The sequence below is a fragment of the Paenibacillus sp. FSL P4-0176 genome (genome assembly GCF_037975265.1).
Taxonomy (GTDB): Bacteria; Bacillota; Bacilli; order Paenibacillales; family Paenibacillaceae; genus Paenibacillus; species Paenibacillus amylolyticus.
In genome coordinates this window covers 472,956-485,330 of the sequence record NZ_CP150242.1, presented here as the reverse complement: position 1 = coordinate 485,330, position 12,375 = coordinate 472,956, and the positions used below count along the sequence as shown (strand labels likewise).

Here is a 12,375-nt window from a genome sequence, read left to right as displayed (position 1 = left end):
GCTCATGTTGTTTATTTTTTCGAAGAAGTATTTCCTTCATTAAAAGCAACAGGTGATGGCTTCGCTGCCCATTCGTCCGCCTGCGGCTCAATGTCTACTCCGCTCAAAATCTTCTTTTTCTCCATCAAGGAATCCCCGTCTTCATCCAGCTTGTTGCGAATTTCCGCCTCGTCCTGAGGTTGATTGTTCTGTGTCATCATAGAGTCCTCCCTTTTTTCGTATTCATGTTGATGTTCCTTTATATAACGTGCCCACTTTCTGCATTATCATTCTCTTCGAGGGACACCCCCCCAAGTTAAGCTAAATCCATCTCTAAACCCTTTCGTTAATCGAAATCAACCTGTTTATCCAAAATGATTTCCTCTACTTTGTATTCCATCTCTGGTATTGAGGGAATCAAGGAGAATCGAACGTTTTCCAGAGAAGAAGGAAGGGCAGGAACCACTCGGAAACTAATTTGCGTCTCCCCACCTCCTCCACGACTGCCATGTCTCATGGTGATATATCTCTGTTCGCTGAATATTTCCAGAGCCAAATGTGGAACCATTTGTATACGCTCAGCCTCATTCCCCTTATATTGAATCTCCACATAAACGAGGCTTTCACCTTCATATTGCATCGAATGCGTGATCATATACTCACACGAATCTTTAATCATTTTTTTCATAATCGGCACCACACTCGTCAATTGAAGAGGTTCACTTGGAAAGTAATGTCTTTGCGGCATCGGTTGCACGCTACGGAGAACATATCGGATATCTTCCTCCTTCATATCCAGTAAGCTCACCCATTCATCGATGGTATTTTGAGGGGGTTGGTATTGGACTGCTCCGGTTATATCCTTTCTGGCTGCAACCAGTTTCAGAAGTTGTTCATCAATCCGCTGTACCTCATCGCTGTATTCATTAGGAATTTCACGTAATTCACTCCAGCCCATATTTAATCACTCTCCTAATTTAATGACATGCCATGCAAATACAATTCGCTACTGTACCTGCATCTCCCTCTTAAAAAGGAAAGGACGCCCCTTGGGTCATATTCATGACCTTACGGGACGCCCTTTTTATATTGTCCACCTCAAATGGACATCATCTACTGTTTTGCTTGTAACAATGAGCAAAAATGTATTGCCTTAACCAACCTACGCCTGATCTTGGCGAGCAAGCGCGGCTAGTGCGCGTAGCGCTGCATTAATCTCGCGCTCCACCGCTTGTCCAACTGCATCCGTATGCGGATCATACTCGGCTGCCAGATCACTGTCCGCGAATCCATCGATCGCGACAATGGCTCCGGCGCGAGCGCCACGCAAGGTGCTGACGATGTAGAGCGCCGCAATTTCCATCTCGGCCGCAAGTGCTCCAGCCTGCTTATACTTGCGGTGTGGAATCTCTTCCACGCCTGCAAAGAATGCATCCAGTGTTACGGTAATACCAACGCCCACTTTACCTGCAAAGGTTGCAGCATCCGCGCTTTCTTGCTCACGAGCAGCTTCGATCAACGCTTGAGTCACCCCAATGTCCGCTACCGCCGGGAAACCATCCGGTACCAGTTGGCGAGTCAACCCGTCTGTACGAACAGCGGCTGTACTCACAATCACACTGCCTGCCGGATAATCAGCTGTATACGATCCCGCTGTACCTACACGAATCAGAGTTGTTACACCCGCCCGAATCAATTCCTCGAAGCAGACAGCTGCCCCAGGTGAACCTACACCATGGCTGACCACAGCGATCTGTACCCCTTCATACAATCCAACAAATGTACGATACTCCCGGCTGAACGCCAGTTCTCTCACCTGCTCCAGCTTATGGGAAATCTTCTCCGCACGTGCCGGATCACCACAGACGATGGCATATGCCGGCATGTCTTCCGAATGAATCTGCAAAATAGGCATCAACATATCAATCAAACTCCTTCTTCGTCCACTCGTCTTCCGGAATCGGCAGATCTTCACCCGAGAAGCGTTGTTCCTTGAACGGATCGGCAAAATGGTGGAAACCATTCACTTCCCAGAATCCGTTCCGGTCTTCTGTCATAAACTCCAGACCACGTACCCACTTGGCACTCTTCCAGAAGTAAAGTTGTGGCACAACCATACGCAGTGGAAAACCATGCTTGGGTGTTAGTGGCTCACCGTTATATTTGAATGCGAGCAGTACATCATCATGCATCAATTCTTCGAGCGGTACATTTGTTTCATAATCATGATCTGCATGGATCATGACGTATTTTGCCTCTGGCTTAACCCCCAGAAGTTTCACAAAATCGGAAAAGCGTATACCTTCCCACGGCGTATCGAATTTCGACCAACGGGTAACACAGTGAATATCACTCACCGTGTTCACCTGTGGCATCGCCTGCAACTCAGCTAAGGAGAACACCTTCTCCTCTTCTACTTCACCGAATACCTTCAAGTCCCAGGTGGACAGGTCATATTCCGGCACTTCCCCTTCATGCAGAATCGGGAATTTCTCCGTCAGCATCTGTCCTGGCGGCAGCCGATTTCCGTGATCGTTGCCTGTTTTGGGTGCCGGGGTTTTACTTTTTTTCAAACGTTCAGCCTTGTTATGCAAGTGGAATTCCTCCTTCTTTTACTGTCTCTAACATAGACATTCAGAATTAACGCGAGCTTCCGCCCGCTTTCAGTGCATCCTGTGCATAGGTACGGTCTTTGAAAAAGAACATCGCGACCAGCGTCACAATATACGGCAGCATCAATGTGAAATGCGTTGGCAGGGAGAAACCTTGCAGACGAATACTCAATGCTTCCATGAAGCCAAACAGCACACTGGAGCCCATGACGCCAAGCGGATTCGCTTGCCCTAACATCGTTGCCACCAGCGCGATAAAACCACGACCAGCAGTCATGCCTTCGGTAAACATCGTCACCTGACCGAGCGACAACTGTGCTCCAGCCAGAGCGCACAACACACCGCACATCAGAACGGCACCATACTGGATGCCACGTACCTTGATCCCAATGCTCTGTGCTGCAATCGGGTTCTCACCTACGGAGCGCAGGCGGAAGCCGGATACACTTTTGAACAGATAAAATTGTAGTGCAATCACGAGCACAATACCGAGGTAAACCAGCGGACTATGTCCCGATATTACATCGCCCACCCACGGGATGTCCTTAATCAGCGGAATATCCCACTTGGGAAGTCCCACCATGTCTTTGTCGTAGTATGCACCTTTTACATCAAAAATCGCACGCAGTGCAAAGGTCGTCACCCCCGCAGCCAGGAAGTTAAGCGAGATCCCGACCACGATGGCGTTGGCTTTCAGATTAATGCTTATAAAGGCAAAGAGCGCCGAGAATAACATCACAATTATAATGGAAAAGAGTACCGCCAGCAGCACATTGCCAAACAGATAATTACCGACAATAGCGGAGAACGCACCGATCAGAACCAGTCCTTCAAGACCCACGTTAAACAGACCGACACGAGAACATAAAGCCCCACCGAGCGCTGCAAGCAGGATTGGAGTCATAATCCGCAAGGTTGAGCCAAACATGGCTGCATCAAACAGTTGTTGCATTGGACTTTTTCTCCTTTCTCCGCTTCAGGAATGAATAACCGATCTGAGCTGATACAAATAACGTCAATACAGCTTGGATGACACTGCCGACTTCCAGCGGCACATCCGTATTCCGTTCCATCCCCATGGCACCTGTCTGTAACGCAGCCAGCAAAATAGCTGCTACAGCTGTACCGAGTGGATGCGAGCGGGCAAGCAGCGTTGCCATAATGCCGCTCCATGCGTAACTTGCCGATGACAATGAGCCATCAAGGAAACGGTACTGTGTACCGAGCACTTCCCCCGCACCCGCGAGTCCAGCAAGTCCACCACTGATGACCATGGACAGCATCATCATGCGAATGCGGCGAACACCGCCGTAGGTTGCAAAGGACGGGTTGCTGCCGAGCATGCGGATTTCATAACCGGTCACCGTTTTATGTGTGAACCAGTAGATTAGAATAGCCGCTACAATGGCAATAATGAAGCCAGCATGCAGTCCCATGCCTTGGAACAACTTCGGTAACCAGATACTTTGATCAATCATCGGAGTCTGTGCCATCGCTGCAGATCCTGTGCGGTCCTTAAATGGATAGGAGACCATGTAGCCCCCGAAATAAATGGCAATATAGTTAAGTAGTAAGGTTGTGATCAACAAGTTCATGCCGAAGCGTGCATCCAGCCAGCCTGCAAACAGGGACCAGATTCCCCCGGCAACAATACCTGCCACAATCGCAGCAATACACACAAACCAGCCTGGTCCTGGCAGATAGAGCGCCGTGAGCGCGGCACTAAGCCCGCCAAGAATCATCTGGCCTTCGGCTCCCATATTGAAGAATCCGGCACGGAATGCCAATGCTACGCCAAGCCCCGCCAAGATGATTGGTGTGGAACGAGCCAACGTATTGGTGAAGAAGTAGAAGTTGCCGAAGGCCCCTTTCCACATCTCCGCATACGTATCCACCACATTACCGCCAACGATCAGAATCGCCACAGCCCCTGCAATCAGACCGATGAATACGGCAAGCAGCGGCTGGACGAGTCCGCGAAGTGTTTCTTTTACCCGATTCATATCCGCTCTTTCCCTCCTGCCATTAACAAACTGATCTGTTCCTCAGTTGCTTCCTCTGCTCTCAGTTCTCCGGCAATTTCACCTTCATACATGACAATAATCCGATCAGATAATTGCAAAATTTCGGACAACTCCGATGAAATGAGCAGAATACCCGCGCCCTCGCTACGTTTGCGCAGCAATTCAGCATGGATTGTCTCCATCGCTCCGATATCCACACCACGAGTCGGTTCAGCTGCAATTAGAAACGGTGTATCCTGTGCAAATTCACGGGCAGCAATCAGCTTCTGCAAGTTTCCTCCAGACAGAAACTGTGCCTTGGTCTCCGCAGAACCCGTCTTGATGCTGAACTGTTGGATCCAACTCTCTACCATTGTTCTTGCTGCTTTGGCTTTGATAATACCGCGTGACTGCAAGCGATGATGGTGTCCCATCAGCCCGTTCTCGCGAACACTCGCATCCTTGGCCGCTCCCCACATGTAACGATCTTCCGGGATATGAGCAAGTCCATGCTCCCGAATGCGCCGTACCGGCCAGTTGGTTGTATCCTGCCCGGAGAGTATAACGCGACCACTATCCGCCTTACGCAGTCCCGCAATCACTTGAATCAGTTCCGACTGGCCGTTACCCGAGATGCCTGCTATACCCACGACCTCACCTTTTCGTACCTCCATGTGGATGTCCTTGAGCGCCGAACGATCCTTCGCTCCGGACAGATTAACCCCTTCCACCTGAAGCACGGCTTCCGCTGGAACCGATGGCTGCTTGTCCATACGCACAAGTTCACGACCAACCATCAGACGAGACAATTCCTCCACATGTGTATCTTTGGCTTCCAACGTGCCTGTCACCTGACCATCCCGAAGCACCGTGATCCGATCGGCTACATCCATGACTTCTTGCAGCTTGTGCGTGATCAGTACAAAGGTTTTGCCCAACTTGGCGAGAGATTTCATATTCGCCAGCAGTTCCTTCACTTCAAGCGGTGTCAGTACCGCTGAAGGTTCGTCCAATATAATGATGTCTGCGCCCTGATGCAGCACCTTGAGAATTTCAACACGCTGCTGCATGCCAAGCGGGCACTCGGACACTTTTTTCCATGGGTCAACTGGCATGCCATATTGTCTGCCAAGCTCATTTACTTGGGCTGCTGCCTTTTTGCGATCAAATGCGCCTGCCTTAGCCGGTTCACGTCCGATCACGATGTTCTCCGCCACCGTAAAGGAAGGGAACAGCATGAAATGCTGATGCACCATACCGATGCCACTTGCCATCGCTTGGGACGGCGTGGCAAAGCTCACCTCACGTCCGCGGACTTTGATTGTGCCTGACGTGGGCTGTTCCATACCGTACAGCATACGCATCAAGGTTGTTTTACCAGCCCCGTTCTCACCGACAAGGGCATGAATCTCTCCCTCACGCAAATTAAAACGGATGTCCCGGTTAGCGGTGAAGCCGCCGTATTTCTTCGTAATCTGCTCCATCTCCAACAGCATATCTTGCGTTCGCTCCTCTCAGTTCAACTTAAAAAGGTTACACTCGCCACTACGATGACAGAACAACCTTCTGATCGCCGTTATCCCCAGATTTTTTTGATTCCCTTTTGACACGGGAAAATCCGGGGATAAATGCGAACGCGTTGCTTCTTCAGGTTATTTCTGTCCTCTTCGTTATCGTGTAAACGATAAGTTGAACATATACTGGTCATTTAATAGCAGCAAAACCGGCTGCCTGATCGGGCAGCCGGCTGATCATTTCCATCACTCATTCATTGAAAAGAACATTCAAAACTATTGTTGCAATGGATCTTTGACTACGATTTTGCCGGATACGATATCATCCTTGATTGCTTTAACCTTGTCGATCACTTCTTGTCCGACAAAAGCATTCAATGGAGATTCGCTGTCACGTGTAACGTAAGTCAGGCCTACACCGTCTTCTTTCAAACCGTAGTTTACTGCACCTGCTTTGAAGTTGCCTTCTACAAAATCTTTCACAGTCTCATAAGCAACCGTATCGGTTGACTTCAATTGAGACAATACGATATGTTCCGGGTCTTCAACCGTACGGTCCGTATCCTGACCGGAAGTGTAGAAGCCTTTTTCTTTGGCTGCTTCGAACACGCCGAGATCGCCTACAGCGGATGCGCCAGCGATAAAGTCAGCGCCTTTTCCGAATTGTACCAGCGCCAATTCTTTTGCTTTGGCTGGGTCATTAAATCCACCTACATAGTTCACGAGGAATTCTGCATCCGGATTCACGGATTCCAATCCAGCTTTGAAACCTTCCGTATATTTCTTGATCAATGGTACATCCATTGCTGCGATCATGCCGACTTTGTCTGTTTTGGTGGACAATCCAGCAGCTGCACCGAGCAGGTACGCCCCTTCATATTCACGGAAACCAACGCTACGAACGTTAGGAAGATCAACGGTTGTATCTACAATCGCAAAAGACTTGTCCGGATTCTCTGCAGCGACTTTCTTCAATGCATCTTCTGCCTGGAAAGTTGCTGTAATAATCAGATCATAATTCTCGGCAACCGCAGCACGCAGATTTTGTTCAAATGCTGCCGGGTCTGTCGATTCAATCGTCTTGGTATCTACTTTGAATTCTTCGCCTGCTTTTTTGAAACCTTCATCCATCTGTACAAAGAAAGGGTTAACCCCTATTTTTTCGGGAAGTACGAGGGCCATCCGAAGAGATTTCTCCGAATCACTGCCTTGGGCGGATTGTTCGTCTTTGGAAGCCGAATTCCCACAAGCTGCCAACAAAATAGCCAACATGATGATCGATAAGACGAACGATAAACCTCTTTTCATTTTGAAAATACCCCTTTTCAACATTCTTTTTTCTTATCCTAGCGGATACTGTCGATCCTTGTCAATAAATCTTTGAGCGTATACACTCAAATAGAATATAATTGACAATTCGCTTTCTACCAAGCTTTGGAAACCGTTCTGTATCAAGCTTTTTTCCGTTGACATCCAGCGCGTCTCCGTGCTAAAGTCAATCCAATTATTATATTCTGATAGGAATTGTCAGAATTATAACCCAAAGCTGATTATTTTCCAACCCATTTTAAGGAGGCTATTCATTTGAAAAAAATCACCCAGATCACGTTGGCGGCCCTACTCGCCGCTCCGGTAACACTCGGCAGCCTTAGCTTGCCCGCTTCCGCTTCTGCAGCATCTGCAACTCCGGCTAAACCAACCACCTCACAAAGTGTCAAAGGACCGGTAGCTCAGGCGCCAGTTGCTTACACGGAAAGCGCAGCGGATTTTGCTCAATTCTTGCAAGCGAAATACAACATTCAATTGCCGCAACAGATTACCAAAGGTGATTTCATTCAAGCCATTGCAGCCATCACGGAAGCAACTCAAGCAAGTGACAGTGAAGCTAACGCTCCTGTCTTTACCGATCTGTCTTCTGGTGATTCTTCATATGATGCTGCCGTAGCCTTATACAATAATGGGGTTCTTACGGGTACAGAAGTACGTGCCAAGGATCAACTGAGCACTTATGCCGCCGTCTTCATCGCGGTGAAAGCAGCCGGATTCAAGGAACTCGCTTATACATATCCCACAGAGAAAACGGCCAAAGCACTTGCCAAAGTTGGCATTAAACCAAACCGTGTTCAGGGACAAGCCGCACAGGAGCTGGCTGCTGCGATCGATACAGGCCTGATCCCTGAAAGCCTATACCCCGCTCTCCTTAAGGGTGGCGTAGCAAGTAAAGATTTCGCTGATACTTTGCTTGGACGCGTATTGGTCAGTCAAGGGAAATACAAACATGAGATTGGGCGTTCCGGCGATGCGGACATCTATTCCAAACTGTATGCTGCATATCGCACAGCGGATCTGATCGAATCACCTGAGCTGAGAAAGATTGTGGATCAGGCCCTGCGAGATGATCTCGTAACAGGTTATAATCTGAAGGATAGCCGCTTTGATTCCAACTTTATCGATGAACTGACACTTACTTACGGCCACGATAATATTCAACATGCTGTACAGTTGGTTGGTTTGTTGCGTAGCGAAGGTATTGATGCTGATGTGCAATTCCAACCCAAGACATCTGCCTTCATTTATTTGAAGGAATGGGGCGAGCCGAAGGAAACGCCTGATTATAAAGTGACACAGATCGAGAATGGTAACTATATTGCTTCTGCGAAGGAATATGATATCCAGTTCGAGTTCAACAATGTGGCAGACAAAGTTCGCTTCAACGACATTGTGCTGAAATATGCCAAAAAGAACAGTGACAGTACATCTCCACTGATTCTCAGCTCCTGGTGGCAACCGCTGTATTATTCACCAACCGCATTGGCGAACTACCCTGTCATTTCCAATAATAAGATCGCGCTTGGCAATTACTACGCTCAGTCCTTCTCTCTGAAAGAGAATGCCAAATCCATTCGGGAAGGTTTCCTGAAGCTGGCACCTGATGCGGACATTACGACGTATGACTTCTGGGTGGACCAGCCTTTCTTCAACTATCTGAACGGTGGATCTGAATAAAATAAATTCCGTCTTCAACCGAATTAAAGCTCGTATTTTGGCACCATAAGCAGCCGTCCTTACCGAATTTCACAGGGGTTTCGACCCCTAGATTCGTAAAGGCGGTTTTTTGTTCAGCATTTTGCAAATTTCTTCTACAAAATCATTTTTCTCATGCAGGAATTACCAATATAAGGTCGAATCCTTTATGTACACAAACACGCAATCATATTGCATATCTCCGCACGAACAGGAGTTACTCCATGGTATATGACGGTATTCTACTAGGCTTGATCGTTGGATTTTTTCGGGGCGGGTTGCGGCATGGGCTCAACCAGTTTGCAGCACTCAAGCTGCGAAGTGGCTGGATTTTCCCTGTATTGCTGCTAATCCAGTTCTTTATTTTCTATCTCCAGGAACGATTCGAATGGGTGGCATCCATTAATGGATATCTCTTTGCTGCCGTCTACATTACAGGGCTCGCTTTCCTGTGGCTCAACAGACACCATACCGGTTTCATGCTCATCTGGATTGGGGTATTTCTCAATTTTGCCGTTATGGCTGTAAACGGTGGGCGCATGCCTGTTTCTGTGGAAGCCTCCGCTGTACTGGGACCCTACTATGTAGACATGCTCCGGGAAGGCGGCGCCGTATCAAAGCATTTTATGATGGATGCATCTACAAATCTGCCTTTTCTCGGTGATATCATCCCACTCTCCAGCCCTTATCCACGGACTCAGGTCATCAGCATCGGTGATGTGGTCATGAATATTGGCATATTCCTTTTTATTCAATACATGATGGTGAATCGGGACAAAAAGGCTGTGCAACCTGCTAAAACTCATCAGGCTTGAAGAAAACAGGTAGACTCCAAGGAAGGGAGGTCTTCTCCATGAAAAAATTTGAAGGTGTGAAATATTCCCGCATTGTCATCAACGCAATCATCGTGGCTTCTGTCGTTGTAGCGTTAACTTCGGGATACAAGCTGGGCGGCTAGTATCCATACCACCCAACAAGACAAACAGGCTGCCAGCGGCCTGTTTTTTCTTTCTGGATTTTTGCCAGTCAACTTGTTATGTTATACATCTATATAGTATATACCGATGCAAGAACACCAATTATATATTGAACTGAACATTTACACGATAACGGAGAGGACAGAAATAACCTGAAGAAGCGAAGTGTTCGCCTTTATCCCGGGATTTTCCCTTTTGGAAAAGAGATCAAAAAATCTGGGGATAACAGCGATCGGAAGGTTGTTCTGTCATCGAAGTGTAAGTGTTAATACCCATCAGCTCAATTTATATACACATCAAGATTAGACTAAACTCAAGCAGGAGATTTTTTATGAACTTTATTCGTAACCTTATCCATAAGGCAGATCGAAGCAGTATGTATGTTATTTTGCTTAGTTGTACCGGGATCGGTGTTTTTCTATACATGAACAAGTGGTCTTACCTTCATCTAACCACGGCGGATTGGGTTATGGTCTACACCATGCTGGGTGCGGCGTTAATTCTGGATTATTTCACGTTCCAGATTCCACCCAAAGGCAATCAGCAATCCATGGATTCATCGGTATACCTTGCCTGTATATTCATGTTTGGCGGAGCTTTCAGTTTATCCGTACTGCTTCCTGTCTCCATCATCCTGTTAATCAAAGAGCGCAAGCTAACCTGGTGGAAACACATTGTTAATTTCAGCATCTACAGTCTCATGATTACGGGAGCAGCTGCCGTGTTTGAGTGGACTGGCGGGCAATCGGGAACTCTGGACGGCTATAACCTGATTCCTTATTTTGCAGCGCTCGCAGCCTACTTCATCATCAACACGATCACACTTGGCTTATTCTTTCATTTCTCAACAAAGGATGCATTACAGCAGATGAAGCGGGCATTCGTTACCGAATCCCTGCTGGTTTATCTGTGTACGCTGATTCTGGCGCTGGTCCTGACAATTCTGGTTGTGCACAATGGCGTACTTGGCCTGTTGTTGTATCTAAGTCTTAGCATTCTGCTCTCCCATGCATTCAGGCAGTTGTTCGTGATGTATCAGACGATTGAGGAAAAGGCCAACACGGATCAACGTACGGGTCTGTTCAACCATAGTTATTTCGAAAGCATGTTAGAAAGCGAACTGACTAACGCTCGAACGCAGGGCACACCGCTATGTCTGGGGCTTATTGATATTGATGATTTCAAAAAGTATAACGATCGGTTTGGCCACCTTCAAGGTGACAGTCTGCTAGCCCTGCTGGGGGATTTTTTAATGCGAAAGACGGAAGGCACACCTGTTACCGCCTTTCGTTATGGAGGAGAAGAGTTCACTTTGCTCATGCCAGGCATGGAGCTGGACGAATCCTACAGGTTTATGAACAAGTTGCGTAAACAACTGAACGACACGCCGTTTGAAGGCGTTGAAGTGTTTCCACACGGTTGTCTCTCCTTCTCTGCTGGCGTCGCGCCCTATCAGGTGGATATGTATAACAAATCCCAGCTTGTGGATCAGGCGGATAAAGCACTATATTATGCGAAGAAACAGGGCAAGAACAACGTGCACCGCCACGGCAGCAATGATGGCATGGAACACGAGATTGATCTGGTACAGGACGTTCGTGACATCGAACAGCAGCTCAATCTGTTCAGATACAAAGATATGGATACGTTTAAACATTCCAAACGGGTCTACAAATATGCACTGGATATCAGTGAATTGCTCGCACTGGACAATGCGGAAAAACGTCGCTTCGTGCTGGGAGCACTGATTCATGACATCGGCAAACTGGAGATTCCTTGGTCTATTCTGAACAAAAAGGACAAGCTCACCGCAGAAGAATGGGAAACGATCAAAGGACATGTCACCTGGGGCAAAAAAATGGTGATCACGAACGATCGCTTCGCCGATCTGATTCCGTATATTGAACTTCACCACGAACGTTATGATGGCAAAGGCTATCCTTACGGCCTGAAGGGTAACGAGATTCCCCGGCTCTGCCGGATGCTGACCGTGATTGACTCCTTTGATGCCATGACGACAGAGAGGCCGTATCAGGAAACCAAGAACGTGGAAGAAGCCATTCGGGAGCTACGCTCATGTTCGGGTTCACAGTTTGATCCGGAGCTTGCCGAGTTGTTCATTCAATATATTGAGAAAAGAACCGCCCAGCAACAGTTGCAGTAAAATAAACAGAACTTCTTCTATAAGCCCAGAAAAAGTAAAAGCGCTATCCCCGGTCTGATCGGAGATAGCGCCATTTTCATTTTCATGGAATGAATCGTACAC

Annotated in this window: 11 protein-coding genes; 3 read left to right on the top strand and 8 right to left on the bottom strand. The window is 47.7% G+C overall.

Translation table 11 applies throughout. The features are described from left to right. Positions 1-11 precede the first annotated feature (11 nt). The 8 genes from MKY95_RS02320 to MKY95_RS02285 form a co-directional block, all read right to left on the bottom strand. Entirely contained in the window at positions 12-197 is a 186-nt protein-coding gene (locus MKY95_RS02320) for a hypothetical protein (protein ID WP_036616704.1), read from the bottom strand. A 128-nt stretch (positions 198-325) separates the two neighbouring features. Further along, positions 326-937, bottom strand: a complete 612-nt coding sequence (locus tag MKY95_RS02315; RefSeq protein WP_339196663.1) for a hypothetical protein — start codon at positions 935-937, stop codon at positions 326-328. 204 nt (positions 938-1,141) lie between these two features. Further along, positions 1,142-1,900, bottom strand: coding sequence for a nucleoside phosphorylase (locus tag MKY95_RS02310; RefSeq protein ID WP_339196660.1), 759 nt, complete (start codon positions 1,898-1,900; stop codon positions 1,142-1,144). 1 nt (position 1,901) lies between these two features. Beyond that, the gene (locus tag MKY95_RS02305) at positions 1,902-2,573 is read right to left on the bottom strand and encodes a sulfite oxidase-like oxidoreductase (RefSeq protein WP_339196658.1); all 672 of its coding nucleotides are present in this window, start codon (positions 2,571-2,573) and stop codon (positions 1,902-1,904) included. Positions 2,574-2,619: 46 nt separating this feature from the next. Further along, complete coding sequence (locus tag MKY95_RS02300) at positions 2,620-3,543, bottom strand: ABC transporter permease (RefSeq protein ID WP_017691011.1); 924 nt, start codon at positions 3,541-3,543, stop codon at positions 2,620-2,622. After that, a complete protein-coding gene (locus MKY95_RS02295) occupies positions 3,527-4,594 on the bottom strand; it encodes an ABC transporter permease (RefSeq protein ID WP_017691012.1) in 1,068 nt (355 codons plus the stop codon). Before MKY95_RS02295 ends, MKY95_RS02300 begins: the two co-directional genes overlap by 17 nt. Then, the gene (locus MKY95_RS02290; protein ID WP_339196655.1) at positions 4,591-6,090 is read right to left on the bottom strand and encodes an ABC transporter ATP-binding protein; all 1,500 of its coding nucleotides are present in this window, start codon (positions 6,088-6,090) and stop codon (positions 4,591-4,593) included. Before MKY95_RS02290 ends, MKY95_RS02295 begins: the two co-directional genes overlap by 4 nt. Before the next feature lie 294 nt (positions 6,091-6,384). Next, positions 6,385-7,416 carry a BMP family protein gene (locus MKY95_RS02285; RefSeq protein ID WP_017691014.1) on the bottom strand — a complete coding sequence of 344 codons (1,032 nt, stop codon included), beginning with the start codon at positions 7,414-7,416 and terminating at the stop codon, positions 6,385-6,387. A 276-nt stretch (positions 7,417-7,692) separates the two neighbouring features. Here MKY95_RS02285 and MKY95_RS02280 point away from each other — a divergent pair, with 276 nt between their 5' ends. From MKY95_RS02280 to MKY95_RS02270, 3 genes are all read left to right on the top strand, one after another. After that, entirely contained in the window at positions 7,693-9,114 is a 1,422-nt protein-coding gene (locus MKY95_RS02280; RefSeq protein WP_339196652.1) for a hypothetical protein, read from the top strand. Between the two features lie 242 nt (positions 9,115-9,356). Further along, entirely contained in the window at positions 9,357-9,947 is a 591-nt protein-coding gene (locus MKY95_RS02275; protein ID WP_036616686.1) for a DUF5317 domain-containing protein, read from the top strand. A gap of 493 nt (positions 9,948-10,440) precedes the next feature. Next, positions 10,441-12,273 carry a diguanylate cyclase gene (locus MKY95_RS02270; protein ID WP_051449905.1) on the top strand — a complete coding sequence of 611 codons (1,833 nt, stop codon included), beginning with the start codon at positions 10,441-10,443 and terminating at the stop codon, positions 12,271-12,273. Positions 12,274-12,375 lie beyond the last annotated feature (102 nt).